This window comes from Nocardia sp. IBHARD005, from assembly GCF_052814245.1.
This window is the reverse complement of record NZ_CP199935.1, coordinates 2,698,024-2,723,214: the sequence shown is the minus strand read 5'-3', so window position 1 is coordinate 2,723,214 and position 25,191 is coordinate 2,698,024. Positions and strand designations below refer to the sequence as shown.

30 protein-coding genes are annotated in these 25,191 nt (G+C 67.8%); 14 read left to right on the top strand and 16 right to left on the bottom strand.

What is annotated here, in order from left to right:
- Positions 1-41 precede the first annotated feature (41 nt).
- Positions 42-239: a hypothetical protein gene (locus ACTWPB_RS12730; protein ID WP_446225852.1), complete on the bottom strand. Its 198-nt coding sequence runs from the start codon at positions 237-239 to the stop codon at positions 42-44.
- A gap of 158 nt (positions 240-397) precedes the next feature.
- Here ACTWPB_RS12730 and ACTWPB_RS12725 point away from each other — a divergent pair, with 158 nt between their 5' ends.
- Positions 398-1,135 (top strand): TetR/AcrR family transcriptional regulator, encoded by a 738-nt coding sequence (locus tag ACTWPB_RS12725; protein WP_446225851.1) that lies wholly within the window; start codon positions 398-400, stop codon positions 1,133-1,135.
- A gap of 69 nt (positions 1,136-1,204) precedes the next feature.
- Positions 1,205-1,558, top strand: a complete 354-nt coding sequence (locus tag ACTWPB_RS12720; protein WP_446225850.1) for a DUF1622 domain-containing protein — start codon at positions 1,205-1,207, stop codon at positions 1,556-1,558.
- On the opposite strand, the gene ACTWPB_RS12715 is transcribed toward ACTWPB_RS12720, so the two are convergent.
- The 4 genes from ACTWPB_RS12715 to typA all read right to left on the bottom strand — a co-directional run bounded on the left by ACTWPB_RS12715 (position 1,548) and on the right by typA (position 6,842).
- Positions 1,548-1,967: a hypothetical protein gene (locus tag ACTWPB_RS12715; RefSeq protein ID WP_446225849.1), complete on the bottom strand. Its 420-nt coding sequence runs from the start codon at positions 1,965-1,967 to the stop codon at positions 1,548-1,550. The two genes, ACTWPB_RS12720 and ACTWPB_RS12715, sit on opposite strands and share 11 nt — an antisense overlap.
- A 66-nt stretch (positions 1,968-2,033) precedes the next feature.
- Positions 2,034-2,915 (bottom strand): N-acetyl-1-D-myo-inositol-2-amino-2-deoxy-alpha-D-glucopyranoside deacetylase, encoded by an 882-nt coding sequence (mshB, locus tag ACTWPB_RS12710; protein ID WP_446225848.1) that lies wholly within the window; start codon positions 2,913-2,915, stop codon positions 2,034-2,036.
- A gap of 61 nt (positions 2,916-2,976) precedes the next feature.
- Positions 2,977-4,710, bottom strand: a complete 1,734-nt coding sequence (locus tag ACTWPB_RS12705; RefSeq protein ID WP_446226319.1) for an ABC transporter family substrate-binding protein — start codon at positions 4,708-4,710, stop codon at positions 2,977-2,979.
- Positions 4,711-4,940: 230 nt separating this feature from the next.
- Positions 4,941-6,842, bottom strand: a complete 1,902-nt coding sequence (gene typA / locus ACTWPB_RS12700) for a translational GTPase TypA (RefSeq protein WP_446225847.1) — start codon at positions 6,840-6,842, stop codon at positions 4,941-4,943.
- A gap of 125 nt (positions 6,843-6,967) precedes the next feature.
- On the opposite strand from typA, the gene ACTWPB_RS12695 reads away from it, so the two are divergent.
- The gene (locus ACTWPB_RS12695; RefSeq protein ID WP_194826542.1) at positions 6,968-7,144 is read left to right on the top strand and encodes a hypothetical protein; all 177 of its coding nucleotides are present in this window, start codon (positions 6,968-6,970) and stop codon (positions 7,142-7,144) included.
- A gap of 24 nt (positions 7,145-7,168) precedes the next feature.
- Entirely contained in the window at positions 7,169-7,456 is a 288-nt protein-coding gene (locus tag ACTWPB_RS12690) for a 4a-hydroxytetrahydrobiopterin dehydratase (RefSeq protein WP_446225846.1), read from the top strand.
- Positions 7,457-7,459: 3 nt separating this feature from the next.
- Here the strand turns inward: ACTWPB_RS12690 and ACTWPB_RS12685 are convergent, their stop codons facing one another.
- Complete coding sequence (locus tag ACTWPB_RS12685; protein ID WP_446226318.1) at positions 7,460-8,683, bottom strand: mannosyltransferase; 1,224 nt, start codon at positions 8,681-8,683, stop codon at positions 7,460-7,462.
- Between the two features lie 370 nt (positions 8,684-9,053).
- On the opposite strand from ACTWPB_RS12685, the gene ACTWPB_RS12680 reads away from it, so the two are divergent.
- Both ACTWPB_RS12680 and ACTWPB_RS12675 read left to right on the top strand, forming a co-directional pair.
- Entirely contained in the window at positions 9,054-9,833 is a 780-nt protein-coding gene (locus ACTWPB_RS12680) for an Rv1157c family protein (protein ID WP_446225845.1), read from the top strand.
- Between the two features lie 235 nt (positions 9,834-10,068).
- A complete protein-coding gene (locus ACTWPB_RS12675; RefSeq protein ID WP_446225844.1) occupies positions 10,069-10,428 on the top strand; it encodes a hypothetical protein in 360 nt (119 codons plus the stop codon).
- A gap of 1 nt (position 10,429) precedes the next feature.
- On the opposite strand, the gene ACTWPB_RS12670 is transcribed toward ACTWPB_RS12675, so the two are convergent.
- From ACTWPB_RS12670 to ACTWPB_RS12660, 3 genes are all read right to left on the bottom strand, one after another.
- Entirely contained in the window at positions 10,430-11,140 is a 711-nt protein-coding gene (locus ACTWPB_RS12670) for a DUF1906 domain-containing protein (RefSeq protein ID WP_446225843.1), read from the bottom strand.
- Positions 11,141-11,303: 163 nt separating this feature from the next.
- On the bottom strand, positions 11,304-12,452 hold the full coding sequence (locus tag ACTWPB_RS12665; RefSeq protein WP_446225842.1) for a hypothetical protein: 1,149 nt from the start codon (positions 12,450-12,452) through the stop codon (positions 11,304-11,306).
- Between the two features lie 188 nt (positions 12,453-12,640).
- Positions 12,641-13,225 carry a CHAP domain-containing protein gene (locus tag ACTWPB_RS12660; protein WP_446225841.1) on the bottom strand — a complete coding sequence of 195 codons (585 nt, stop codon included), beginning with the start codon at positions 13,223-13,225 and terminating at the stop codon, positions 12,641-12,643.
- Between the two features lie 394 nt (positions 13,226-13,619).
- Here ACTWPB_RS12660 and ACTWPB_RS12655 point away from each other — a divergent pair, with 394 nt between their 5' ends.
- Positions 13,620-14,360 carry an MmyB family transcriptional regulator gene (locus tag ACTWPB_RS12655; RefSeq protein WP_446225840.1) on the top strand — a complete coding sequence of 247 codons (741 nt, stop codon included), beginning with the start codon at positions 13,620-13,622 and terminating at the stop codon, positions 14,358-14,360.
- Here ACTWPB_RS12655 and ACTWPB_RS12650 read toward each other — a convergent pair.
- On the bottom strand, positions 14,357-15,787 hold the full coding sequence (locus tag ACTWPB_RS12650) for an MFS transporter (protein WP_446226317.1): 1,431 nt from the start codon (positions 15,785-15,787) through the stop codon (positions 14,357-14,359). The genes ACTWPB_RS12655 and ACTWPB_RS12650 overlap by 4 nt on opposite strands.
- Positions 15,788-15,855: 68 nt before the next feature.
- On the opposite strand from ACTWPB_RS12650, the gene ACTWPB_RS12645 reads away from it, so the two are divergent.
- Together ACTWPB_RS12645 and ACTWPB_RS12640 are read left to right on the top strand one after the other, a co-directional pair.
- Positions 15,856-16,341, top strand: coding sequence for a MarR family winged helix-turn-helix transcriptional regulator (locus tag ACTWPB_RS12645; RefSeq protein ID WP_446225839.1), 486 nt, complete (start codon positions 15,856-15,858; stop codon positions 16,339-16,341).
- A gap of 19 nt (positions 16,342-16,360) precedes the next feature.
- A complete protein-coding gene (locus tag ACTWPB_RS12640) occupies positions 16,361-16,684 on the top strand; it encodes a hypothetical protein (RefSeq protein ID WP_446225838.1) in 324 nt (107 codons plus the stop codon).
- Here the strand turns inward: ACTWPB_RS12640 and ACTWPB_RS12635 are convergent.
- Together ACTWPB_RS12635 and ACTWPB_RS12630 are read right to left on the bottom strand one after the other, a co-directional pair.
- On the bottom strand, positions 16,681-16,971 hold the full coding sequence (locus tag ACTWPB_RS12635) for a hypothetical protein (protein ID WP_446225837.1): 291 nt from the start codon (positions 16,969-16,971) through the stop codon (positions 16,681-16,683). The two genes, ACTWPB_RS12640 and ACTWPB_RS12635, sit on opposite strands and share 4 nt — an antisense overlap.
- 321 nt (positions 16,972-17,292) lie before the next feature.
- Positions 17,293-18,180 carry a DoxX family protein gene (locus ACTWPB_RS12630; protein ID WP_446225836.1) on the bottom strand — a complete coding sequence of 296 codons (888 nt, stop codon included), beginning with the start codon at positions 18,178-18,180 and terminating at the stop codon, positions 17,293-17,295.
- Positions 18,181-18,301: 121 nt separating this feature from the next.
- Between ACTWPB_RS12630 and ACTWPB_RS12625 the strand changes: the two genes are divergently transcribed.
- From ACTWPB_RS12625 to ACTWPB_RS12615, 3 genes are all read left to right on the top strand, one after another.
- Entirely contained in the window at positions 18,302-18,901 is a 600-nt protein-coding gene (locus ACTWPB_RS12625; protein WP_446225835.1) for a class I SAM-dependent methyltransferase, read from the top strand.
- Positions 18,902-18,999: 98 nt separating this feature from the next.
- The gene (vapB, locus tag ACTWPB_RS12620) at positions 19,000-19,218 is read left to right on the top strand and encodes a type II toxin-antitoxin system VapB family antitoxin (protein WP_446225834.1); all 219 of its coding nucleotides are present in this window, start codon (positions 19,000-19,002) and stop codon (positions 19,216-19,218) included.
- The gene (locus tag ACTWPB_RS12615) at positions 19,209-19,634 is read left to right on the top strand and encodes a PIN domain-containing protein (protein ID WP_446225833.1); all 426 of its coding nucleotides are present in this window, start codon (positions 19,209-19,211) and stop codon (positions 19,632-19,634) included. The genes vapB and ACTWPB_RS12615 overlap by 10 nt, the downstream gene beginning before the upstream one ends.
- Before the next feature lie 25 nt (positions 19,635-19,659).
- Here the strand turns inward: ACTWPB_RS12615 and ACTWPB_RS12610 are convergent, their stop codons facing one another.
- A complete protein-coding gene (locus ACTWPB_RS12610; RefSeq protein WP_446225832.1) occupies positions 19,660-20,610 on the bottom strand; it encodes an alpha/beta fold hydrolase in 951 nt (316 codons plus the stop codon).
- 191 nt (positions 20,611-20,801) lie between these two features.
- Between ACTWPB_RS12610 and ACTWPB_RS12605 the strand changes: the two genes are divergently transcribed.
- Both ACTWPB_RS12605 and ACTWPB_RS12600 read left to right on the top strand, forming a co-directional pair.
- Positions 20,802-21,902 (top strand): agmatine deiminase family protein, encoded by a 1,101-nt coding sequence (locus ACTWPB_RS12605; protein ID WP_446225831.1) that lies wholly within the window; start codon positions 20,802-20,804, stop codon positions 21,900-21,902.
- 52 nt (positions 21,903-21,954) lie between these two features.
- Positions 21,955-22,554 (top strand): TetR/AcrR family transcriptional regulator, encoded by a 600-nt coding sequence (locus ACTWPB_RS12600; RefSeq protein ID WP_446225830.1) that lies wholly within the window; start codon positions 21,955-21,957, stop codon positions 22,552-22,554.
- 116 nt (positions 22,555-22,670) lie between these two features.
- Here the strand turns inward: ACTWPB_RS12600 and ACTWPB_RS12595 are convergent, their stop codons facing one another.
- Genes ACTWPB_RS12595 through ACTWPB_RS12585 form a run of 3 tightly spaced genes read right to left on the bottom strand, consistent with a single transcriptional unit; the run spans position 22,671 to position 24,594 of the window.
- Positions 22,671-22,955: a hypothetical protein gene (locus tag ACTWPB_RS12595; RefSeq protein ID WP_446225829.1), complete on the bottom strand. Its 285-nt coding sequence runs from the start codon at positions 22,953-22,955 to the stop codon at positions 22,671-22,673.
- A gap of 44 nt (positions 22,956-22,999) precedes the next feature.
- Positions 23,000-23,677, bottom strand: coding sequence for an MspA family porin (locus ACTWPB_RS12590; protein ID WP_446225828.1), 678 nt, complete (start codon positions 23,675-23,677; stop codon positions 23,000-23,002).
- A gap of 26 nt (positions 23,678-23,703) precedes the next feature.
- Complete coding sequence (locus ACTWPB_RS12585; RefSeq protein WP_446225827.1) at positions 23,704-24,594, bottom strand: transglycosylase SLT domain-containing protein; 891 nt, start codon at positions 24,592-24,594, stop codon at positions 23,704-23,706.
- Between the last annotated feature and the right edge of the window lie 597 nt (positions 24,595-25,191).

Below are 25,191 nucleotides of genomic sequence, written 5' to 3'. Positions count from 1 at the left end.
GCCGGGAGCCCTTGGACTCCCGGCCATTCCGCGTCGCCAGCTTAGACGTTTGCCGACGACCTCGCCAGATCAGCCTCTCCCACAACGGTTTTCGCATCACACATCAACATCACCGCGGCAGCCAGTACGGCGAAGCCGGCGGCGATCACGATCAGACCCGCGGTGGTGACGATGCGGGGGCCGAGTGTGCCGACGAGCAGGGCGCCGATGCCATTGGCGATCAACAGCGTGACCGCCATCTTTCGAGCGCTCTCCGCACGTCGTGCGGTTGTGACGAACACTGCATGGTCAACGCACACTGTTCGCAATGGTTCCCATCGTTCGCCCTCCGCACAGTGTTCGCTCGGCGCTATGCTGTGCTGGTCGGCGAAGTGGTGGAACACGAGGAGGCAGCGCGATGGCGAGCGGCTCGACGGAGATCACCTCGGTGTGGACCAAGCCCGCGCGCGAACGACGCGACCAACCCACACTGAGCCGCGACCAGATCGTCGCCGAGGCCATCGCCCTGCTCGACGCCGACGGCTTCGACGCGTTGAGCATGCGCAAGCTCGGCGCCCGCCTCGGCGCGGGCGCGACCTCGCTGTACACCCATGTGGCGAACAAGGACGAACTGCTCGAACTCGTCGTCGACCAGGTGATCGGCGAAATACCGCTGCCCGCACCCGATCCCGAGCGCTGGCGGGCGGTGCTGCACGAGCAGGCCGATGGGTTGCGCGCGACGATCCTGGCGCATCCGTGGATCACAGTGGTGCTCAGCAGCGCGGCGCTGACCTCTCTCGGCCCGAATATGATGCGGCTGACCGACTCGATGATCGCGATCGTGGAGGCCGCCGGTTTCGACGACGAGGCGGTCGATATCGCGACGAACACCGTCTTCCAGTTCGTCGTCGGCTCGTGCGGCAACGAGGCCGCGATGATGACGACGATCGCGCGCAGCGGCCTGCCCACCCAGCAGTGGGTCGACCAGGTCAAGGCGGCGAGCGAGACCGCGGCACAGCAGTATCCGCGCCTGCACCGGCGCTACGCCCACCAGCGACCGCAGGTCGTCGAGGAACCGGCCAACGGCGTACTCAGTCGCTTCACCCAGGCCATCGACCTGATCCTGGACGGCGCGCAAGCCCGCCACGCCCGATAGCACCGCTGCCGCGGCCGGTGCGGCGTACCGTTCGGATGGAGTGCCGTGCCGCCGACGCTAGGGGTATTCGTGCAGTTCACCGAGGTTATCGAGGCCGCGGGCAAGGCCCTGGACGCAGCGGGTGTCGCGGCCATCGTCATCGGCGGGCTGGTCGGCACGATCGGGTTCCTGCGCCAACTGGCCGAGCACGCCGAGTTCGATCTCGCCTATCGCGCCTATCGGCGCGGGCTCGGCCGGGCGATCCTGCTCGGACTGGAATTCCTGGTCGCGGCCGACATCATCCGCACGGTCGCCATCGCACCGACGTTCACCAGCGTCGGCGTGCTCGCGTTGATCGTGCTGGTGCGGACGTTCCTCAGCTATTCGCTCGAACTCGAACTGACCGGGCAGTGGCCGTGGCAGAAGTCGAAAGCTACCGGCTGACGTTCGCGCGGTAGTACACGTACCCGGCGGGCGCGAGCACACCGCAGGCGAACAGCAACAGGGTACGGCCGTCGTCGCCGAGCATGACATCACCGCCGGGCCCGCGTGAGGCGCACACCAGGAATCCGAAGACCCACACCACGATCGGGGCGAAGGTGAAGCCGACCCGGTCGGTCACCGATTCCATGCCGTAGACCAGGGCAATGTTGATCGGTGCGGCCAGCAGCGCCACCACCGGAAAGGCCAGTGAGCCGATATACAGGGGCAGGAACAGCACTTCGAGGGCCAAGGTGATCAGCGCGGCGACGAACAGCAGCACGACGATGAGTCCCGAGATCAGCGGTTCCGGCAGACCGGGAAGTCGCGAGGACCGCAGCACGGCGGTGGGCTGATCGTGATCGGTCACCATGGGCGTGAGTCTATTCGGCCGAGCCCACCGGCAGCGTCACCGAGTTGATCGCCCGCGGCCTGCTACTCAATCGAGACCGGCGAACAGGTCGTGCTCGAACCCGTCGGCGCCCACCTGGCCGCGCGCGCCGCGCACCAACGTGAAGTGTTCCTCCGGCAGCACCGGCAGCGCGATGTTGTTCGACAGCGCGAATTCCCGCCCACTCGGCGCGACGGTGACCTGGGTGGCGTGTGCGCGCATGGCGGCTCGCTTGGCCGAGACCACGTCGGAGACGTCGACCACGGTGGTCACCCCGCTCGTGGACATGGCGGCCAGTTCGGCCTCGATCGGCAGACGCCAGCCCGCGGGCAGCGCGCCCGGCAGTTCGTCGACGGTGCGGCGAGCCAGTGCGGCGGTGTGCTGGCGCAGCAGGTCGCCGTCGGTGACGGTCCAGTAGAACTTCGGGACATCCCAGCCCTGCTCCGCGGCCGCCGCGACGGCCGCGGTCGTGATCTCGTGCGCGCGGATGTGATCGGGATGGCCGTAGCCGCCGCGCGGGTCGTAGGTGACGACCACCCGGGGTCGCAGTTCGAGGATCACCGCGACGAGCTCGTCGACGGCGGCGGCACCGGAATTCACGAAGGCTCGTGGGTTCGCCGCCGACGGCGTGCCCGCCATACCGGAATCGCGCCACCGACCGGGGCCGCCGAGGAACCACGGCGCGCCCGCGTCGAGGGCCGACAGCGCGGCGGTGAGTTCACCGATGCGGTAACCGCCGAGCTGGTCGGCCTCGGCGGCGATCAGGCGCGACCACCGTTCGCCGATGACCTCACCCTCCTCGCCGAGCGTGCACGTCACCACGGTCACCGGGACACCACGGCGACGGTAATGCGCGATTGTGCCACCCGTAGTGAGGGTTTCGTCGTCAGGATGCGCGTGGACGAGGAGCAGGCCTCCCGGGTTGTTCACAGAATCCACCGTCGTTGGCCCCTATCTTGCGCGTGGACGAGGAGCAGGCCGCCGGTATCGGTCACGGGATCCGCCGCCACTGCGCCGTATCGCCGAAGATGCCGACCTGGATGGCACCCGAGAGCGACACACCGTCGACGCGCGGACCGGCCGCCGCGACAACGTTGTCCTGCACGATCGGCAACACGGTCGCCAGTTCCCACAGTCGCGGCTCCGCTTCGGCCAGGATCCGCGGCACCTCGAACCCACGCAGCGCTTCATCGATCGACGGCTGGAGGGTCGGGTCGCACACACCGCCGATGTTGCTCGGTGCCTGGCGATATGCCTCGGCCGCGGCCAGTGCGGGACCTTCGGCACCGGCCGGTTCGACCGGCGGGCAGCCGTAGCGCGAGGCCAGCGCGGTGGCCGGGTCGCCGCCTGCCAGCTCCCAGCCGACGATGGCGTCGATCGAGGATTCGATGAGGTCCTTGCCGTACAGCTCGTCGGCGGGCAGGCCGCGAACAGTGACATCGATTCCGGCACTGCGCAATTGGTCGGCGGCGGTGTTGGCCACGGCCAGCGCCGACGCGTCCTCGGTGACGGCGCCGATCCGCACCGACAGCCCCTTACCGTTGCGCGCCACCGAGCGCGGACGCGGCGCGGGCGAGGTGGGCGAACCGGTCTGCGGCGTCTCCGGTGCGCGGCCGTAACCGGCCTCGGCCAGCAGCGCGAACGCTTCGTCGGCCGTCATCCGCGGCGGCGCGGTGGGCACATAATTGGGGCTCGATGGCGAAAGTACTTGTGCGCGTGCGGGTTCCACCCAGCCGCCGGTCTGCGCGCCGACGGTCGCCAACAGGGCGGGGTCGAGCAGCGCGAGCACCGCCTTGCGGACCCGAACATCGGCGAGGTCGCCGGAGCGGCCGTTGAGCGCGAGTTGCAGTTCACGGGCCTGCGGCATGATCGTGGTCCGCACCGACGGGATCGCGGCCAGCTGCGCCTGGGTCGCCACACCGCCGTGCACCAGCGCCATCTGCGCGTCGCCGGTGCGCAACGATTCGGCCAGCTGCGAGGGCGTGCCACCACGACGGAACTGGATCTGATCCGGGGAGGCGGGCGTGCCCCAGAAGCGGTCGTTGCGTTCGAGCAGGATCTCGTCGCGTCCGCGATCGACCGATTTGATGGTGAAACTGCCGCCCGAGACCGGAATCTTGTCGACCAGGCCGCTGGTGAACCCACCCGGGGAATCCTTCACCAGATGCGAGGGCAGCAGGTTCGAGAACAGTTCACGCCAGGCGGGGTAGGGCTGGGTCATGGTGACCGTGACCGTTTTCCCGCCACCCGAGGACGCCACATCCGAGATGAGCCGGTAGCCGGCCGGATCGACCACACCGGGCTGGCTGATCATCTGCTGCCAGAGGAACCGGAAGTCCTCGGCCGCGATCGGGGCGCCGTCGGACCAGTTGGCCTGATTGCGCAGGATGTAGGTGATGGTGAAGGGCTGCTGCGCCGTCACGTCGGCCGACACGATCAGCGAGGAATCAGGCACCCAGTCGACCAGACCGGGATGCGCGGGACTCGGCGCGGCGCGGAACGGGCTCGGCAACACCATCGAACTCACCGCGCTGGTCACCGGCGACTGATCCGAGCGCAGATGCGGATTGAATCCGATCCCGATGTCGTCGATCGCGACGACCACGGTGTTCTTACCCGGCTTGGCCTGGGTGGTCTTGGGCGAGTCGGAAGACTCGATCGGTGGTGGCGGATTCGCCGTGCAACCGGCCACGACCGCCGTCGAGGCAATCATCGCCAGCACCATCGCACGCCACCCTGCACGCCGCCCCGAACTCACCTTGCGCACTCTACTGCGTCAATTCGCGGCTGGCGCCGCTGGGTTGGGCCCTCGTAACCTCGGTCTTCCCTCCCTCCGGGTACTCCTTCGTCGCACCCTCCACTCAGTCCAGACCGAGGCGGGCCCAACCCCTGGTGGGCGCTCACAAACGCGAAGTGGGGCGGTGCCGTAGCACCGCCCCACTTTTCGTCTACGCCTTAGTTCGCGGCGGCCTTGTCACGAGCCTTGCGACGCGACAGGTCGCGGGCCCGCTCGTTGGCGCCGAGGACGAGCTTGCGCACCCGGACCACCTCGGGGGTGACCTCGACGCACTCGTCTTCGGTGCAGAACTCCATCGCGAGCTCGAGGTCGAGCTGCAACGGCTTGGCCATGGTCTCGAAGGTGTCCGCGTTGGCGCTGCGCATGTTGGTCAGCTTCTTCTCGCGGGTCACGTTGATATCGAGATCCTCGGCACGCGGGTTGATGCCGACGACCATGCCCTCGTAGGTATCGGCACCCGGCTCGACGAAGAACTGACCACGGTCGGCCAGCTGGATCATCGCGAACGGGGTGACGGTGCCCGCGCGGTCCGACACCAGCGAACCGGTGTGGCGGGCGCGGATCTCACCGGCCCACGGCGCGTACCCGTGGGCGACGGCGTTGGCGATGCCGGTGCCGCGGGTCTCGGTGAGGAACACGGTGCGGAAGCCGATCAGGCCACGCGAGGGGACGATGAACTCCATGCGCACCCAACCGGCGGCGTGGTTGCTCATCTGCACCATCTTGCCCTTGCGGGCGGCCAGCAGCTGGGTGATCGCGCCCAGGTACTCGTCGGGGCAGTCGATGGTCAGCTCTTCGAACGGCTCGTGGGTCTTGCCGTCGACCTGCTTGGTGACCACCTGCGGCTTGCCGACGGTGAGCTCGAAGCCCTCACGACGCATCTGCTCGACCAGGATGGCCAGCGCCAGCTCACCACGACCCTGCACCTCCCAGGCGTCGGGACGGCCGATGTCGAGCACGCGCAGCGACACGTTACCGATGAGCTCGGAGTCCAGGCGCGACTTGAGCATGCGGGCGGTGAGCTTGTGGCCCTGCACCCGGCCGACCAGCGGCGAGGTGTTGGTGCCGATAACCACCGAGATGGCGGGCTCGTCGACGGTGATGCGCGGCAGCGCGACCGGGTTCTCCGGATCGGCGAGGGTGTCGCCGATCATGATCTCGGGGATACCGGCGATGGCGACGATGTCACCGGCCTCGGCGACCTCGCCGGGCTGACGCTCGACACCGATCGTCTGCAGCAGCTCGGTGATCTTGACCGTCTTGGCGCCGTCGGCGTTGATCCAGGTGACGTTCTGACCCTTGCGCAGCTCGCCTGCGTAGATGCGGACCAGGGCCAGACGGCCGAGGAACGCCGACGCGTCGAGGTTGGTGACGTGGGCCTGCAGCGGCGCGTCCTTGTTGCTCTTCGGTGCCGGGATGTAGTCCATCAGCACCTCGAACAGGGCGTCGAGGTTCTCGGCGTCGGGAGCCGAACCGTTCTCCGGCTGCTCCTTGGACGCCTTGCCCTCACGGCCAGAGGCGTAGAGGACCGGCAGGTCCAGCGCCAGCTCGGCGGCTTCGGCGGCCTCGTCGTCGAGGTCGGAGGCCAGGTCGAGCAGCAAGTCGTGCGACTCGGAGACGACCTCGGCGATGCGGGCGTCGGGGCGGTCGGTCTTGTTGACGACCAGGATGACCGGCAGCTTGGCCGCCAGGGCCTTGCGCAGCACGAAGCGGGTCTGGGGCAGCGGGCCCTCGGACGCGTCGACGAGCAGCACGACACCGTCGACCATGGACAGGCCGCGTTCGACCTCGCCACCGAAGTCGGCGTGGCCGGGGGTATCGATCACATTGATGACGGTGAGAGAACCATCGGGGTTATGGCGATGGACGGCGGTGTTCTTTGCGAGAATGGTGATGCCCTTCTCGCGCTCGAGATCACCGGAGTCCATGACTCGGTCGACCAGTTCGGCTCGCTCAGCGAACGCGCCCGACTGACGAAGCATGGCGTCCACCAGCGTCGTCTTGCCGTGGTCGACGTGGGCCACGATGGCGACGTTGCGAAAATCGCGTGAAGACGACACGCCTCAATCCTCCTGCTGTTGGTGTATTTGGCGCGCATTCATCTGGCATCGCGGCCTGTTACACCCTACCGGTTCCTTCACCGCGACCTCGTGTCAGGCTTTGTACTTAGGCTACGCTAACTCCCATGGGCAAGGTGAAGGCAAAGAAGGTCTCGAGCCTGAAGCCGAAGAAAAAGTGCTGCAGGAAGAAGACGCGCTGCTTCAAATGCCCCGTCGTCATCATGCGGATGAAGAAGGCCGAGGCAGCCGGAACGTGCGGTAAAGATCTCAAAAAGGCCTTGAAGCTGGCGCGCGCAAAGTGAGTGAGTGAGGCGTACAACCGAAGTATGGGTACTCCGTTGCTCTCCGCTCCCGAAGTCACCATCGCGCTGGCCACTCTGCCGGAATGGTCCCGCGACGGTGACGCGATCACCCGCACGGTGCAGGCACCGAGCTTCCTCGCCGGAATCGAGACGGTGCGCAAGGTCGCCACGGCGGCCGAGGCGGCCGATCATCATCCCGATATCGATATCCGTTGGCGCACACTGCGTTTCACGCTGAGTACGCATTCGGCGGGTGGGCTGACCTCGCTCGATACGGCGATGGCGCACACCATCGACGGCATCGTCGGCTGAGCGTCAGCTCGCGGGCACCTCGGCCGTGCGACGGCCGGGGAGTTGCGCGCGCAGGGTGTCGCGGCCGTGCCAGATCAGCCAGCCGAGCAGGACGAACACGCCGAGCACATCGACCGCGCCGAGCCAGGCCAGCGGCCACGGGCGCGGGATGGTCCAGATCGTCGGCTGCGCGAACGAGAGCACCCACGGCACGCCGACCAGCATCGTCAGCACCCAGAACCCGGCGATGATCCGCGCGACCCGCTCGGCCCGCAGCGGCCCGTAGAGCAGCCACAGCGCGGTCGGGATCAGCCACACCCAGTGGTGTGACCAGGAGATCGGCGAGATCATCAGCCCGAACAGCTGCACCAGCACCAGGGTGCCGAGCCGGTCGTCGGAGTCGAGGGTGCGCCACGCGCAGAACGCCAGCACGGCCGTGACCGCTACCGCGGCGAGCCACCACGGCCCCGACTGCACGTCGTGCCCGAGGATGCGGCTCAGCGCACCGCGCAGTGACTGGTTCCACACCGAGCCCACCGGGCCGATCCGGTCGGCGTCGCCGAGCAGGGTGCCGAAATAGCGCTTCGCCTCGTGGGCATTGATGAGGAAGCTCACAGCGACGGTCAGCCCGAAGGCCGCCGCCGACCACAGCACCGTCGCCCAGCGCCGCCGCGCCACGAAATACAGGCCGGTGATGGCCGGGGTCAGCTTGATACCCGCGATCACGCCGACGAGGGTGCCCGAGATCCACCAGCGCGCACTGCGCACCGCCAGCATCGCGCCGAGCACCAGGAACACATTCACCTGGCCGTAGTCGATCGTGGTTCGCACCGGCTCCAGCCACACCCCGAGCGCCGTCCAGCCGACGGCCGCGGTGATCCACGGCGTCCGCTTGGCCTGCTCCGCGCCGAGGAGCAGTTCGAAGCTGATCCGGATCACGCCGTAGAGCGCGGCGACCGTGGCCAGCATCCAGCCGACCGCCACGAGCGTGAACGGCAGATAGTGCAGCGGGAAGAACACGAGCGCGGCGAAGGGCGGATAGGTGAACGGCAGCGGGAAGTCCGGCGTCACCTCCGAGTAGGTGAAGTCGTAGAGCCGATCGGTGAGCAGCGCGGCCGAGCCGTCCACGTAGACGTGCAGATCGACGACATTGAGCCCGTTCGGGGCGAACAGCATCCAGGCCAGCCGGGCGAGCACGGACAGTCCGAGCAGCGCGAGAGCCCATCGGAGGTGTCGGTTCAAGGCCAGGCTTTCGGTCGGATGGGTGGCGGCTGTATTACATTAGCGGCTGGCGCCGCGGGCTTTTCGGCCCCGGTGCCTCGATTCTTCCCTCCTGCGTTCAGTCGCTTCGCTCCTTCTCTCCGTCAGTCCAGAATCGAGGCGGGCCGAAAAGCCAGAGCTGAGGGACACATCAGCGACACCATGGGTCACAGTTGCATCAACATCCCCAGGTGTAACGCCTCTGGCGGCTAGCGTCGATGAACATGATTTCGGCCGGTTCGCCGCGTTGGGCCCGGCGGCTGTACAACACGGCGGCGTTGTCCTTAGAGTGACCCCCGACATGCTGGGCTCGACAACCCTCGCCCATCGCTCCATCGAGGTAAGGACGGCTGGACAAGTGCTTCGTAGCCGAGGTTCGCGGATCGTAACGACCGCTCTCGCCCTTGCGGCAGGCGCCATGCTGGCTACGCCGGCATCGACCATTGCCGCGCCCGCGCCCGCCCCCCAGGCAGCGCCGATCAGTGTCCCGATGGTGCCCGAAGGTGTCCCGGTCGACGCGCTAGCCGCCTTCGCCCCCGCGGTGGCCGGCCTGGTCGCAGGCCCGGCCGACATCGCCAGCCCGCAGACCGCCCTGCTCGATCAGGCGCGCGCACTGCTGGCCACGCTGAACCTGCCGCCCGCCATCAAGGCCACCCTCGAGCGGATCATCACCTTCCTCGACGGCAGCGGCGGCGGCGGTCCCGAACTCCCGCAGGACGGCCCGGTCATCGCGCAGTTCCTGTACCCGACAATCGGCCGGGGCTGCATCGGCGACGGCGCCGATTCGGTCGGCACCGCGCTCGCGGTCGCCGGTCCGGCGCAGCTGCCCCCGCCCGGCCCCGCCGCCGGGCAGGCCGGTTTCGTGTTCACCGCGCTCGGCACCAAGGCGCCGACCGCCGAGCAGAACCCGCCGATGACGGTGCAGTGGCTCAACCTCGACACCCGTCAGTCCGCGACCCAGACGCTGACTGACGAAGCCAAGATCAACCCGGGCGGTCCGGCCACCCTGTCGGCCGTCGCGAACACCGGCCACGGCCGCGTCGTCGCGGTGATCTCGGGTTCGCTCACCACCGCCGCCGAGGGCGCCGCACCGCGCACCTGCGCGTTCCTGCCGACCCTTGGCTTCTTCACCGTATAGCTCCCCCGCCTCCCCGCGACTTCAGGCCAGACCTGGGTGCGGGGAGGTTCGCGTTGGCGGCTTGCCCGCCTCCCCGTGACTTCAGGCCAGACCTGGGGTGCGGGAGATTTGCGTTGGCGGCCAGACAGTGGTTGTGACTCGGTTTGCCCGTGCCCGGTGAGTTACCCATGTGCTTGCGTTGCTCTGTGCTCGCGCAGGGTTCCCGCTGGGTGTGCGGTGTGGTAAACCGGGATCTATGGCGACCAAGTGCGGTTCTTCAGAGGACGTTCGGTCGATTCGTAGTCGGCGGTCGCGGCGGTCCATCTTGTCGTATCGATCCGAGGGGTCGATTCTGTCGATCGGATCGGCCTATTCGGTGTTGTCGATCGGCAGTGTGGGGTCGGTGCTGTCTGTCGGCTCGATCGGGTCGTTCGGGTCGGCGATCTCGTCGGGGTCGTTCGCCAGTGTCGGGTCGGCGCTGTCGGGGCTGTCACGCTGGTCGCTGCTGTCCTGGCTCGGGAACCATTCCACACCCGACACCAGGACTGCGCTGTGCGTGATGCCCGACGATGAGGCCGATATTCGCTGCGGCGCGACCTGCCACTGCCAGACCTAGGTCACCACTGGCCGTAGTCCGGCGCGAGGACCCGGTTCAGGTCGACGCCGATCCCGTCGATCGCGCGCTTGTCGATCTCGAATTGGTGCAGGTGCGCGGAGCCGTGCACGAAGCCTCGCTCGGTGCCCCAATTGTGTTGCCAGAACCAGGAACCGAGGCCCGCGTCGAGGGCGCGGTCGATGGTCGGCGCGTTGGCGTAGATGCCGACCAGTTCGGGGCCGAGCACCGACTGCCAGCCCTCGATATAGGGGGCGATCATCTCGTCGAACTCCTCGACCGAGGGGTTGTCGTCGATGGAAGCGTAGATCGGCGCGGTGTCGGGTCCGCCCGCGGCGATGTGGATGGCCCAGCCGCGTTCGGCGTGTTCCTTGCCCGCTTCGAGGCCGCCGCGCCAGTCGGCCGTCGGACCCTTGCCGAACTGGTAGTTCGACACGATCGACAGGCCGTGCGCCCACAGGTCTTCGACCTCGGCGGCGAGCAGCGGTTTACCCGCCATCCACTCCGCGCCGGGCCTGCGCTCGGAAACATAGCGGATGACGCCGATATGCCCTTCGGCGGCGATCGATGCGGCGGAGGGAACCCCGGCGGCGTAGTCGACCATGGTCCCGAAGGATTGGGCGCGGGCAGGCGCGGCGGCGAGGCCGGCCCCGATCGTGGCCGCGGCGGCGGCGAAGCCGAAGAACTTCCGCCTGGTCACCGGAACTGAACGCATCGCAGGACTCCTTCGCGCAACCCGACCGTCAACCGGCAAGCGAACCCGGCGCGCCTTTCCCGAAAATCGCGCGCCGGGAGTCTAGAACGTGCGACTCATTGCACCACAACCCCAGGGGAACCGCCAGAACCAACAGCAACATTCGCCCCACGAGTCACACGACTCAGGTCGCGCTGTCGATCGCCGCGCCCACATCGATGGTGCGACCGGTCGGGTCGGCCAACTCGGTACTGACCACCGCGACAACCTGCGCGACGACCTGCCTCTTGATCCCGGCCAGCCGGGCCAGCGTCGCCGCGCGCAGCCCCTTCGCGGTGAATTCCATCGAGATGTCCTCGAGCGCCGGCGGCGGCACCTCGATCACGATCTGCAACGGCTCAGCGGCCCTGGCCGTGAGGACCAGCGGAATCTCCAGGTCGGCGCGGTAGTGGTTGGCTTTGAGCACGTCGACGGTGATGTCGAGCCCGACCGGCAGTGTCATATCGAAGATCCGCAGGTCACCCGGCTCGCCGCGGCCACGATCGATCACGCGCGGCTGCTCGATCGCGCCGCGCACGGTCACCGTGGCCGCCCCGCGCGGACCCTCGGCCAGCGGGCCGACCTCGATCTCGCTGCCCGCCAGCTGCCCCACCACGCCGTGCACGCGGTCTCTGGTGACGATGGTGGTGAAGAAGCGCAGACCGAATTCGCGATAGTCGATCCAGTCGAAGACGGTGTCGTTGCGGTGCGGTGAGCGGTAGCCGTCCAGGATCGCCTCGATATCGAAGAGCCGCTCCGAGCGCACCTTCGGATCGCCGACGATGGCGTTGACCCGGTTGGCGACCTCGCGCTGCACCAGGCCCGCGATCGGGTCGAGCAGCATCTCCCAGGCACCGTCGATGGCCTCGGCACGCAAGGTGAAGCTGACGTCCTTGGCTGTCACCGGTGCGACATCGATCACGACCAGCAGCGGCGCGGCGGTGCGGGCGTGCAGCGTGAGCCCGATCTCCACCACGGCGGCCAGGCGCAGTTTGCGTCCGCCGAGAACCAGGTTCACGGCGAGGGTCAACGGGATCCGCACGCCGAAGCTCAGCGCGTCACCGGGCGTGCGGGTGACCACGGGGGTTCCCAGCGTGCCCTCGGCGACGAAACCGGCCAGTCCGGCGGGACCGAGGGAGAACGGCCCGATCTTCACGCCACGCCCGGTCATCCCCGACACCGCGGCGGTGATGCGCTCCTCGGTCACCGCGTAGGTGACAAATCGTTCGCCGAAATCGGCGTACTCGATCCACATCGGGTCACGACGTGGCTTCTCGCCCACCTTCACACGCACATCGAACACGGTACGTGACGACCGCAAACGCCCTGCTGGTGGCACAACTCCCCCGTCCTGCCGATGAGGGGGAAGCAGGACGGAGGAGCCGGCGACGGCGCTGCCGGGCGCCGCACCGTCCATCGTACGGGCATCGCCGGCGTACTGCCGTCCCGGATCACCGCAGTTACCTTGAGCGCCAATCGATTTCAGAATCTTCCATAACCGACCAGATCGGCGGTTTCGGCCGGTGTGATGGTGCGAACCCGAACCCCGCCCATCTCGTTGCCGCCGATGGTGGTGATCGTGTCGCCCTCGGCCTTCAACACGATATTGGTGTGCTGACCGAGCGGACTATCGGGCCCGTAGAGCACCACGTCACCGGTACGCGGGCGGTAGCCGACGTCGGGGCGGGTGAATCGGCCGACCTGCTGGTAGTACTCCTGCAGCGTGTACACGCCGGGGATGCGCCATGAGCCGGAGTTCGGGTTGGCCAGCGGCCTGCCCGCCTCGCGCATCGTCCAGCTGACGAAGTCGGCGCACCAGGCCTCCTGGACCCCCTCGGCGTACTTCGGGCCGTCGCCGGGCTGCTCGTGCTCGCGGCGCAACACGTCGACGAGCACGATCTGCTGCTCGTCGAGACGTTCGCTGTCGAGCGCGGGAAACTGATCGCCCCAATCGTGGGACCACCACACCAGTCCGACGGCTACCACGGTGGCCGCCGCCAGCATCCCGGAGATTCCGACGATCCAGGACGTGCGTCGTCCAGGTCGTTCGGCTTGAATCTGCGTCATCGCCCCCCGCTCTCGTTCATCCTTCTGCCCTATTGGACGAATCACGAGCGCTTTCGGTTCCCGATCGCGGGTGTTTTCCGAAGCGGACAGGGCAACCACCGGATGGACCCCTGCGCCACCCGGGTTTCAGCCCGGCAATCGCTCTCGGTGCGCACCACCGAGTGCGCGCCGTCCCCTCCGGCGATATTCGTCCGCGCAGAGGTGGAATCGAACACTATCCGCTCCGGAACACCCTGGCCCGACCAGCACTGACCCGATAATCGGCCGGTGCGCGTTCGGTCGGACAGCCACGCGCTGTCCCGCTCGGCTGTGATGAGTTTTGCGAAACCTTTACCCTCGGTCAAGTTAGACGGCTGTCCCAATTTGTCCCACCGCTCCGAAAGAGGTCAACCGCGTGGCGAACCCGCATCCGCCGATCGCGCGCTACCTGCGTGAACGCCGCGAGTCGGCAGGGCTGACCCGCGCCGCTCTCAGCACCATCGCGGGCATCTCCCCAGGACTCATCCAGAAGATCGAACAGGGCACGCGCACGCCAACGCTGGAGGCCCTCACCGCGCTGTTCAACGCACTGGAAGTGCCCGACCTGTTTCGCGACCACCTCGTGACCCTCTCGCTGTCGGATCGCTACGACAGCCCAGTGCCCGAGCCGACTATCGATGTGCCTGCCGCCGACCGCGTCCTGCTCGACGCGATCCCCTACCCCGCCAGCCTGCAGGACTATTCGACCTTCGACATCCTGGCCGCGAACGCGGCGTGGACACGCTTCTTCCCCGGACTTGTTCCCGGCACGACCCTGCTCGAATGGATGCTGCTCGATCCGCGGGCACGTACCGCGATGATCGACTGGCACCTGCAGGTTCACCTGTGCGTCTACGGTTTTCGGGTGATGAGCCCCGGCGTCGTGCCGCAGAAACGCATCGACGAACTCATCGCGGCTTGCTCTCGAGCACCGGAATGGACCGAGTTCTGGACCACTGAACCGCTCGCACCGACCCACCTCGACCGACCGGTGCAGCGGATCCGCGAGCCGGACACGGGCACCGTTGTGACGATGATCATGCACGCCCTCGAACCGATGATTCCTCGCCGCGACTGGGCCCTTGTCGCGTTCTGCCCGGTGCCCGAGGAGAGTTAGTCGCGCTTGCGCATCGGGATGCACATGGTCAAGGCGACGGCGGCGACCGCGCCTGCCATCGCGATGAAGAACGCGGTGTGGAAGGCCGACCTGGTCGGCACCATGTGCGGGCCGAGCTGCATGGTCATGTGCGCGAGCACCACACCCATCACCGCCGCCGACGTCGAGGTGCCGATGGAACGCATCAGTGAGTTGAGGCCGTTGGCGGCGCCGGTCTCGCTCAGCGGCACGGCGCCCATGATCAGCGCGGGCATGGCCGCGTACGCCAGGCCGACACCGCCCGCGACGATGACCGCCGACAGGATGATCTGCCACACGGCGTCCATCATGACAACCGCGCACAGGTAGCCGAGCGCGATCACGGCCGAGCCGAGCGCCAGCGTGAACTTCGGTCCCTTCGTCGCCGACAGCCGAGCCGAGACCGGTGAGAGCAGCATCATCACCAGACCGGTCGGCGCCATCGCCAGGCCCGCGACCACCATCGACAGCCCGAAGCCGTAGCCGGTCTGTTCGGGAGCCATGAGCAGCTGCGGGAACGTCAGCGACATACCGTAGAGCGAGAAGCCGACCGCGATCGAGGCCATGTTGGTGAACAGCACGCGGGGGCGAGCCGACACCCGCAGGTCGACCAGCGGCGCGGACCGGCGCAGTTCATAGGCGCCCCAGCCGAGGAAACTCGCCAGCGACAGACCGAACAGCGCGAGGATCGAGCCACTCGCCCAGCCCCAGTCGGCGCCCTTGGTGATGCCGATCAGCAACGTGAGCAGGGCGATCGACAGCCCGACCGCACCACCGAAATCGAAGCGCGATGGCGTGCGCACCGGCGATTCCGGCACGAACACCAACACCAGCACCGCGCACACCACACCGAGCCCTGCCGCGGTCCAGAACAGCACGTGCCAGTTCGCGTTCTGCGCGATCAGCGCCGAGAACGGCAGGCCGATGGCACCGCCGACACCGAGGGTCGCGCTCATCACCGCCATCGCACCGCCGACCTTCTCGGGCCGGAGCTCGTCGCGCATGATGCTGATCCCCAGCGGGATCGCGCCCACCGCGATGCCCTGCATGGACCGGCCGATCACCTCGGGCAGCAGCGAGTTCGCGGTCGCGCAGACCACCGAGCCGACGATCATGAAGCCGAGATTGCCGACGAGGATGCGCCGTTTGCCGTACATGTCGCCGAGTCGTCCGGCGATCGGCGTCGAGACCGCGCCCGCCAGCAGGGTGGCGGTGACCACCCAGGAGGCATTGGACGCCGAGGTGTTCAGCAGGGTCGGCAGCGACGGAATGATCGGGATGACCAGCGTCTGCATGAGCGAGACGACGATGCCGACCGTGCTGAGCACCGCGATCAGCACGGCTGGGGCCGGGCGGCGGGTTTCGGGGGTGGCCGGGGAGACGTCGGCGGCGGTGACAGACACAAATATGTACGGTACACAGCATGTGCATAGTGCACAATTTGGCTCCGGGGTGACCCACGCGACATAGTTGGCACATGTCCGATTCCGGCGCCGCCGACGACACCCCGTTCACCCGCCTGGTGTTCGAGCTGAACCTGATCTCGCGGCACTTCCCCACGACCACCCGCAGGCGCCCCGGTTTCCTGCTCGACCGGTCGGCGTTTCTCATCCTGACCCGGCTCGACCTCGGTGAACCGCTGAGCCTGCGCGAGCTGTCGGAGTCGTTCCAGCTCGACATCTCCACCATCAACCGGCAGGTCGGGGCGATGCTGAAACAGGAATTGGTGCAACGGGTTCCCGATCCGGACGGCGGCGTCGCACGCAAGGTCCAGTCCACCGCCGACGGTAAGGCCGCGCTCGCGGCGGACCGGCGGCACCGCACCAGCGACATCGGCAAGGTCGTCGCCGACTGGGACGACGACGATGTCACCGAGCTCAGCAGACTGATGCGCAAGTTCAATCGCTCGGTCGAACGGCTGGAGGAAAACCCATGGCCGAGACCGCCGCACAGCGATAGCTGATCACGCTAGGCTGCGCGGCGTGGTCACTCACCGGTCTACCCGCCCGAGCTGGCTTTCCTGGGACAACTACTTCGTCGGCGTCGGCGGACTGGTCCTTGGTCTGTGCTTCGGCATCTGCGCCGCGCTGATCGCCGGGCCCGGACACAATCTCGCGGCGATCGTCCTCGTCGCACTCGCCGTGGTCTGCATCCTGCCCGCGCTGCTGCGCGCCCTCGGCGAACTCAGCGTATGGGTGCGGCTGGCGATCCTGCTGATCGGCTTCGCGCTACTGCTGCCCGCGATTGCGCTCAGCGGCGAGGTGCGCGACTGGGCGGCCGAGCGCTGGGAAAAGACCTGGAACTAGATGGTGCGCATCGGGATCGACAGCAGCATGCGCAGGGTGTTGTGGATGAACTGCGCCGACTGCCACGTGAGGTAGGCACCGGCCGCGGTCGCCGGACCCACCGACGCCGAGCCGGACGCCGAACCCGATGCCAAGTCCGCGGAGCCACTGGCCGAACCCGAGGCCGAGCCCGAACCCGGAAGTGCCGCAGCGGTTCCCGCCGAACCGAGCAGTCCGATCAGCACGGCCGCTCCCACCACTGCGACTCGCACGGTGTACGGCTTGGACGTTTCACGACCGGACAACATCAGATGGATCCCACTCTGTCGAAAAGCATTGCGAATGCCCAGTATTCACGCCAGAACTCACCGCCAAACCTATTTCGCCCGGATTGCTCCGAATGCGCGGCTTGCGCGGTGAGTCCCTCGGGTTGCCCGACCCCGCGTCTATGGTGCGCCACCAACACATCGGCGCGCGAGACCATGATTGTCGGGGCATCCGCGTACTGACCGGCCGGTTCGGTGCTGACGGACGCTCGGCCGCACGACGACGCCGGGGTCCGCCACGTTCTCGGTGGTCGAACCCCGGCGTCGCCGAATTCTCGGCCTGACGGTGAATTCGCGAGATTTCTAGCGCATCGACCACCGGCGTGCGGGAGCTGCGGGCTCCTCACGCTCCCGGGCCGCAGCGGCCAATTCCGCGCCGCGTTTACGGGCCGAATCGACCAGATACGTGCCCCGTTCGCGCGCGGCCTCGGCCAGCTCCGGCCCCTTTTCCTTGGCGACCTCGGCGATCTGGGCACTGCGAATGCGTGCCGCCTCAGCCACGTCGGGGCCACGATCCTTGGCCACCTCCACCAGGTGGGCGCCGCGGTGGCGCACCGCGTCGGCCAACTGCGGCCCGCGTTCACGGGCGATCTCAGCCAACTGAGTGCCGCGCACGTTCGCGACCTCCGCCAGATGCGCGCCCTGCTCGTGGGCGACCTCGGCCAGGTGCGCGCCACGAACCTTGGCCGCGGCCGCGATGGCGGCACCTTCGGCCGCGATACGCGGCTCCTCACGCGAGAACCTCCGGCGGGCGCGCCAGCCCAGCGACGGCTTGCCCTCGGTGTCGGAAGCCGCGATCATCAGCCCGCCGAGCAACCCGAGGTCCTTCAAGAACCCCACCCGCTTCGCCGCCTTCCGGTCGGGATCGGCCTCGGCCCAGAAGTCCTGCTCGGTGACGGTCCCCGGCACGACGGTCACGGCGAGCACGAGCGCCGCGGGCCGGGGTGCCCGTCCGGTGGCCAGCAACAACCCACCCACCACCTGCGCAGCGGAGTTGATGCGCACGAATTGACTCGGATCGTCGGGCACCCGCGCCGCCAGCGCGTCGGGCAGACCGGTTCTGCCCTTCTCGGCCAGCGCGTTCGCGGCGTCGGCTCGGGGCTTCTGATTCATCAACCCGTTCACTCCGGCGGCCACGAATGTGGTCCCCAGCAGCGCGCGAGCAATGCGTCGAACAGGCTTGATCGGCATCGTCGATCCCTTCGTGTCTACGACTGGGAAAACGGCTCCCTACATTCGACTACCCGGGTCTCCCCATCACAAACGATGGACGGAACGGGGCATGCCCTGTCCAGTGGCTAGTGTCGGCCGGGTGCCCGACACCACCGTTCAAGCCGCCTATTCGGCCATCCACACCCGCTACATCGAGGTCTGCGGCTACCTCGAATTCCTCGACCCTGAAGACACCACCTTCGCCCTCACCCATCTGTCCCCCGGCCCGGTCCTCGACCTGGGCTGCGGCCCCGGCCACTTCACCAAATTCCTCACCGACGCGGGCATCCCCGCCACCGGCATCGACATGGTCCCCGAATTCATCACCCACGCCCGAACCACCTACCCCGGCGTCCCCTTCGAACTCGGCTCGCTCCGCACCCTCGACGCCCCCACCGATTCCGTCCCCGCCATCCTCGCGTGGTTCTCCCTCATCCACCTTGACCCCACCGAACTCCCCGCTGTGCTGGCGGAGTTCCACCGAGTACTCACCCCAGGCGGCCGCCTGGTAATCGGGTTCTTCGAATCCACCGACACAGTCGAACCCTTCCCACACAAGGTGACCACCGCCTACCGCTGGCCCACCGACCACCTCTCCGCAACCCTGCACAAAGCCGGCTTCACCGAACTAGCCCGCCTGCACCACCCCGCATCCGGCGACGTCCGCCCGCATTCAGCCCTGGCTGTCGCCAAGTCATGAATCCGATCGATCGGCGCCGGCGATCCGCTGGGCTGCCTCGGCGGGATCGGACACTAGCAGCTACCTCCTGATATCATTGATATCAGGAGGTAGTGACCATGACAGATATCCTCATTCGCGACGTCCCCGAATCCGCGATCGAAGAAGTCGACCAGCGCGCCCGCGAGTTGGGGATATCCCGGGGGGAGTTCTTACGGCGCTGGCTGGTGCGGGACTTTCAGCGAATCGTGCCCGTCACCGTCGGCGACCTGAACCGGGTTGCCGAGCTCGCCCAGGACCTGGACAACCCCGAGGTCATGAGGCGCGCATGGTCGTGAGCCCGCGCCCTTGGCTGATCGACAAGTCCGCCCTTGTTCGCATCGGCGCCGCACCGGACGCGCACGTATGGGCCGACCGCATCGAACGCGGGATGGTGCGCATCGCGACGGTCACCCTGCTGGAAACCGGGTACTCCGCTCGCACCGCTACCGACCTCGCCAAGCTGCTCGATCTGCCCCCGCTCGCGAACATGCCGGTCGAATACCAGACGCCCACTTCGGAAGACCGGGCGCTGCACGTCCTCCGAGAACTAGCCGCGCGGGGACAGCACCGGGCCCCATCGATTCCCGATCTACTGATCGCCGCGATCGCCGAACGCGCGAAACTCACCGTCCTCCATGCCGACAAGGACTTCGAACTCATCGCCGATTTCACCGGCCAAGCCGTGCAGCGACTCCAGTTCGACGAGAGCTGACACTGCATCGCAGTCGTTGAGCGCCTCAGGCGGCCAGTGCCAGCTGGGCGCGCTCGGGCCGGTCGGTGCGTGCCGCCCGGCCGACCAGGCGCGCGATGGCCTCGGCGACCTGCGCGGGCTGCTCGAAGATCACCGAGTGGCCGGCGCCGTCGATCTGCACGAAATCCGCGTAGTCGACGGCGGCGGCCATGGCGACGGAATGGGAGGGGGGTGTCATCAGGTCGGCGGCGCCGCACAGGATCAGGGTGGGGATGGTCGAGAGCGTGGCCAGGGCGGCGGTGCGGTCGAAGGTCTTGAAGGCGCTCAGGAAGCTGGCCATGGTCACGATCGACGTCGCGTTGTGCATCGCCTCGGCCAGCGCGAGCACACGCTGGCTGACCTTGCGATCACCGAACTCGGCGGTGCGCACGACCGGCGCGAAAACCTTGCAGGCCAGCACCTTCGCGTGCTGCATCAGGCGCGGTGCGCGCCGAACCGCCGCCTGGAAGCCGGAGATGATCGGGTTGCGCAGCAGCCGCCCGAAGCCGGCGTCGGCGAGCCCGCTCGCAGCGGTGGCGATGAGTCCGACGCCGACGATGCGGGTCCCGATCTCGTGCCGGTACTGGCCGACGTAGGTCAGCACGGTCATGCCACCCATCGAATGCCCGACCAGCACGACCGGGCCGGTCGGGGCGACGACGTCGAGCACCTCGTGCAGATCGCGACCGAGCTGTTCGATGTTGTAGGTCTGCCTCGACGCCGCGGCGGAGTCACCGTGCCCGCGATGGTCGTAGCAGACGACCTTGGCACCGGGGTGCTTGCGCAACAGCGCGTCCCGCACATCCGTCCACGACTCGGTCCGCAGGCAATGCCCATGAATCAGGACAACCGTCAGATCCGCGTAGCGCCGACCGTATTCGCGAACCGCGAGCTGCACACCGTCACTGGTCGACACCGAAACACGACGCTCGTCCGAGTGGGCCATTGAGATCGACATCGGAACCTCCGGTTCGCGTGCGGTGACAACATCAACTCTGCGCCTGATCGGGTGCCGTTATCAGGACCCTGAGTGCTGGAGCTGCTCCCCCCGAGGGTGCGCAGAACCCCCACCAAGGTGCCACCCGTCACGATCCTTGACTAAATTTTCAGTCAGAATTTATGGTGGTGGTAGCCGGAAGGAGAAAGCAGATGCGACGACGCACGTTCGTCCAGACCACACTGGCCGCACTCGGCGGTGTGCTGGGGACAGGTTGTGCTGACACCAGCACGACGACCGACGACGGCAGACCATGGCTCATGCCAGAGGAGGGTCAGCCACACAAGCGCACCTGGATGGCCTTCGCGGCCGATGAACGGATCTGGGGCGCCGACCTGGTCCCCGAGGTGCAGCGCAATCTGGCAACCATCGCCACCACGATCGCCCGCTTCGAACCGGTCGCCATGCTGGTGCGCCCCGGCGAACTGGCCGAGGCGCAACGCCTGATCGGCACCGCGAACGTAGAACTGATCCCCACCGACCTCGACGACCTGTGGATGCGCGACACCGGCCCGGTGTTCGTCCGCAGCGGAAACGCCAAGGCCGGTGTGGATGTCAACTTCAACGGCTGGGGCGACAAGCAAGCACATCGCGCCGACGCGAAGGTCGCCGAGTTCGTCACCCGTCGCGCGGGCGTCGGCACTCGGCACACCGATCTGGTGCTCGAAGGCGGCGCGCTCGAGGTCGACGGCGAGGGCACCGCGATCATCACCGAGAGCTGCGTGCTCAACAACAATCGCAACCCCGGCTGGACCAAGCGCGATGTCGAGGAGGAACTCGACTACCTGCTCGGCATCAAGAAAGTGATCTGGCTGCCCGGCATCGCCGGCCGCGACATCACCGACGGGCACACCGACTTCTACGCCCGCTTCACCAGCCCCGGCGTGGTCGTGGCCGGACTCGACAACGACCCCGACTCCTTCGACTACGACGTCACCCGCCGCCACCTCGACATCCTGCGCTCGGCGACCGACGTACACGGCCGCCCCGTGCAGGTGGAGGTGCTGACCGGGCCGTCGACGGTGCGCGCGCAGTTCGAGAGCGACGACTTCGCCGCAGGCTACATCAACTTCTACGTCTGCAACGGCGCCGTCATCGCCCCCGAGTTCGGCGACCCGGCCGCCGACAACGCCACCGCGGCCACCCTGACGCGACTGTTCCCCGGCCGCGCAGTGGTGCAGATCAACATCGACGGTATCGCCGCAGGTGGCGGTGGCATCCACTGCACCACGCAGCAGGAACCCGTCGACTGAGCCGCGCCCGGCGAATTCGCTGCCTGGTGCCTTGCCCCTACTGTGAGGAATCGTGTCGGAACGTCGAATCCAGATCCTGGAGGCCGCCGTCCGCGTCATCGCCCAGGACGGCGTGCGCGGACTGCGTATCGAAAAGCTCGCTGCCGCGGCCGAAGTGTCAACGGCGCTGATCTACTACCACTTCAAGGACCGCGCCGGCGTCCTGCGCGCCGCCCTGGAACACATCAACCACCGCGCCCAGTCCTACACCGACTCGACCGCCACCGATCCCCGCGCCCGCGTGGGTCACCTGCTCCTGCAAGAACTCCAGGACACCCCCGAAGTCCGCGAGAACAGCGTCGCCTGGGGTGAACTCCGCGCGAGCGCCGCCTTCGACCACGACCTCCGCGCCCCCCTGCGCACCACCACCGAAGCCTGGAATTCCGATGTGGAAACCCTGATCCGCCAGGCCCGAGACTCCGGCGCCGTCGCCACCACCGTCGACCCCACCACCAGCGCCGAACGCCTCACCACCCTCGTCGAAGGCCTCAGCGAACGCTGGCACAGCGGCTCCCTCGACCTCGACCGCGCCCGCCAACTCCTCACCGGCGCAATCGAACTCGAACTACCCACCGGACGAATCGACATCGCAACCTCCGGCTCGCGTGCGTGACAGGATCACCTCTCCACCGGATCGGGTACCACCAGCAGGGCCTTCGAGTACTGGGGCCTGAGTGAAAGACGCTTCGCCGCAGCGTGATCCACACTGCGGCGAAGTACTGACTCACGTCATCGCGAACTCGGCGTGGCCGGATCGCGCCTGACGCTATTCGGTCCGAGATGCTTCAGGTCGTCGCTGTCGGCCGGTGCGTCCGGAACGACTCGGCTGGGTTCGAGCGATCTGGAGATCGGTTTCCGGTTGACAGATTTATGTTTCTCGACGACCGCGTTGGTCGGCGGTAAGACCTCCTGTTGCTGATCGGCGGCGACCGTCATGATGACGACCGCGCCGCCGAAGAGCAGCGCGCCGATCGTCGCGGTAAGGACGCGCGGACGAACCACCTTGCTGGTCATGATTTCTCCACTCGGACGACAGCGGTCGGGTCAGGGGCTGGCGTCTACAGCTGGACGGGTTTGCCGTAGGTGATCACCGTGTCGCCGGTATCGATCACGACCTGCGCATAGGGACGTACCGTGACCGGGCCCGCGGCGCCCGACACGCTGCCGTGCATCCCGCCGATCATCACCCGCGCGACCGGTCCGTCGAACGGGACGCCGTTGATGAGCGGCACCTCGGTGATACCGCCGGGACGCAAGGTCAGCGACAGCTCCTGGGGCGGGATGAGGGTGGCCGACACCCCAACATCCGCGCCGACGCTGACGCTCGGCGCGGGCGAAAGCCCGGCGCTGATATTCGGGCCGCCCGACACCGAGATACTCGGACTCGTCAAGTTCAGGACTGCGCCTTCGACACTCACCGGGTATCCGATGTGATAGCCGATGGTCAGTTTGCTGCCCTGCAGATACTGGCTGTACGGTCCGGTGACCGCGACGGTTGTCGTGGTGTCGGCGAAGAACTCCTTCGACAGCGGCGAGCTGTCCAGCGGCGGTACCGACGAGATTCGGGTGCCGGATTGCGCGACCGTGACCTGATCGCCGAAAAGGGTGGTGACCTGGTTCGAATTGTCGACCGAGGCACTCGCCGGGCCACCCGCCGCGATGGCGACCAAGCCGGCGATGATGAGTAGTACGACGCAGACGGCGGTGCGCCGCCGTTGGCCGGTGCGGATTGACATACGGCTCCCTTGCTCTGTCGGGGAAATCAGTAGCCCTTGGGCGGCAGGCTCGAATTGGCCTGCTGGACCCGGGACTGGAGGTTCGAAGCGCCCTCGTCGACGCCGTAGCGGGCCTGGACGTAGTTCATCGAGGCGGCGATGTTCGCGACCGGATCGGTGATCTCGTCGGAGGTGCCCGGCTGGTGGTGATTGCGGAAGGTGGCGGGAATCGTCTGGGTGTAGCCCTGTGACGGGTGCCCGGCCGCAGCGTTGGAATCCCAGTTGTTGATCGCACAGGGATTGTTGCCGGATTCGCGCTCGATCAGCGTCCGATAGCCAGCGGCCCAGTTCGCCCTCGACTGTGGGTCGGTGACGCCACGGGCATCGAGGGCCTGTTCGATGTGCACGTCACGGCGGGAACCGGGATCGGACATGTCGACCAGCGGGGTCGGTTCGAACCGCGGGGCCGCTGTCATCGGGGCGAGCACAGCCATGCCAGGCAGGGCGATATCGGGCAGCGCGGCTCTGGTGATATCCCCGACCGCCGCGCCGACCGCGGCCGTGGCGGCGACCGCCACCGCGCTGAGATCGGGTGGTGTGCCCGGCTTCAGCACCGCGCCGATGGCCGCTTGCGCGCTTTCGAGAGCGCGTGGGGCGGCGGCCATCGCCGGCGCGAGGCGATCGGGGTTGTTGGCCAGTGTGGTCGCCAGTCCGCCGAGCTGCTGTCCCGCTGCGATCGTCGCGACCGCGGCCTGGATCGGTCCGGTGGCGGACTGCGCGCGCGGCGACGCGGGCGTGGCCTGATCGGTGTCGGCCGGCGACCGGGTGGCAGCGCGCCCGGGCATCGATGTGTGGGCGGGCGCGTCTCCGGTCGCGGTGGCGCCGGCGGGCGGGGTGAGGCCGCGTTCGGCGAGCATCCGGGTGCGGGGGTTCGCCATTGACCGGTCGCCGCCGGAATCACTGGTGGCCGGCGGCGAGGGGATCGAGGGCGCCGATGCCGGACCGCTACTGGGAGCCGTGGCTGCGGCACGCTGAGGCATCGACGTGCGAGGTGCGGTGTGGTTCTGCTGCTGCGGGGGTCGGCCAGGATCGGCGATCCCGCCTTCCGGGGCGGCGCTCCCGATGGTGGTGGAACCGGTGGTGGCCACGACCGCGGTGGCGGCCGCCAGCAGTATCCGCGAGGACGAAACGCGTGCGCTGCGAGTCGCGAGGTGATGGGGTCCAGGTCCTTGTATTCCGGTACATGTGCACAGCACAGGCCCAACGTCGGTAGCCGGGGCGTTCATCCGCGCTCCTTTCACTGGTTCAGCGGAGTCGGCATCGTGGTCGAGCCGGCAGTCACAACGGTGCCACCCTCGGGTCTATGGGTGATCCAGATCACGTCTGGGGGTGGTCTGGTGGCGGTCGGATAGGGGGGTATACGCCGATGAATCCTGGATCCGCTCGGAAAGACCTCGGCGGGCCTGGTGCAGCGGTCGGTCACCCGGAGGTGACGGAAACGCGAGCAGCGGGTCGCCCGCGGTGTCGCCACGAAC

Excerpts from the sequence above, each read along its gene's own strand:
- ACTWPB_RS12730 (WP_446225852.1), bottom strand. The coding sequence starts at position 239 with ATGGCGGTCACGCTGTTGATCGCCAATGGCATCGGCGCCCTGCTCGTC.
- ACTWPB_RS12725 (WP_446225851.1), top strand. The coding sequence starts at position 398 with ATGGCGAGCGGCTCGACGGAGATCACCTCGGTGTGGACCAAGCCCGCG.
- ACTWPB_RS12715 (WP_446225849.1), bottom strand. The coding sequence starts at position 1,967 with ATGGTGACCGATCACGATCAGCCCACCGCCGTGCTGCGGTCCTCGCGA.
- ACTWPB_RS12705 (WP_446226319.1), bottom strand. The coding sequence starts at position 4,710 with ATGGTGCTGGCGATGATTGCCTCGACGGCGGTCGTGGCCGGTTGCACG.
- ACTWPB_RS12695 (WP_194826542.1), top strand. The coding sequence starts at position 6,968 with ATGGGCAAGGTGAAGGCAAAGAAGGTCTCGAGCCTGAAGCCGAAGAAA.
- ACTWPB_RS12690 (WP_446225846.1), top strand. The coding sequence starts at position 7,169 with ATGGGTACTCCGTTGCTCTCCGCTCCCGAAGTCACCATCGCGCTGGCC.
- ACTWPB_RS12675 (WP_446225844.1), top strand. The coding sequence starts at position 10,069 with ATGGCGACCAAGTGCGGTTCTTCAGAGGACGTTCGGTCGATTCGTAGT.
- ACTWPB_RS12670 (WP_446225843.1), bottom strand. The coding sequence starts at position 11,140 with ATGCGTTCAGTTCCGGTGACCAGGCGGAAGTTCTTCGGCTTCGCCGCC.
- ACTWPB_RS12660 (WP_446225841.1), bottom strand. The coding sequence starts at position 13,225 with ATGACGCAGATTCAAGCCGAACGACCTGGACGACGCACGTCCTGGATC.
- ACTWPB_RS12645 (WP_446225839.1), top strand. The coding sequence starts at position 15,856 with ATGTCCGATTCCGGCGCCGCCGACGACACCCCGTTCACCCGCCTGGTG.
- ACTWPB_RS12635 (WP_446225837.1), bottom strand. The coding sequence starts at position 16,971 with ATGTTGTCCGGTCGTGAAACGTCCAAGCCGTACACCGTGCGAGTCGCA.
- ACTWPB_RS12630 (WP_446225836.1), bottom strand. The coding sequence starts at position 18,180 with ATGCCGATCAAGCCTGTTCGACGCATTGCTCGCGCGCTGCTGGGGACC.
- vapB (WP_446225834.1), top strand. The coding sequence starts at position 19,000 with ATGACAGATATCCTCATTCGCGACGTCCCCGAATCCGCGATCGAAGAA.
- ACTWPB_RS12615 (WP_446225833.1), top strand. The coding sequence starts at position 19,209 with ATGGTCGTGAGCCCGCGCCCTTGGCTGATCGACAAGTCCGCCCTTGTT.
- ACTWPB_RS12610 (WP_446225832.1), bottom strand. The coding sequence starts at position 20,610 with ATGTCGATCTCAATGGCCCACTCGGACGAGCGTCGTGTTTCGGTGTCG.
- ACTWPB_RS12605 (WP_446225831.1), top strand. The coding sequence starts at position 20,802 with ATGCGACGACGCACGTTCGTCCAGACCACACTGGCCGCACTCGGCGGT.
- ACTWPB_RS12595 (WP_446225829.1), bottom strand. The coding sequence starts at position 22,955 with ATGACCAGCAAGGTGGTTCGTCCGCGCGTCCTTACCGCGACGATCGGC.
- ACTWPB_RS12590 (WP_446225828.1), bottom strand. The coding sequence starts at position 23,677 with ATGTCAATCCGCACCGGCCAACGGCGGCGCACCGCCGTCTGCGTCGTA.
- ACTWPB_RS12585 (WP_446225827.1), bottom strand. The coding sequence starts at position 24,594 with ATGGCGAACCCCCGCACCCGGATGCTCGCCGAACGCGGCCTCACCCCG.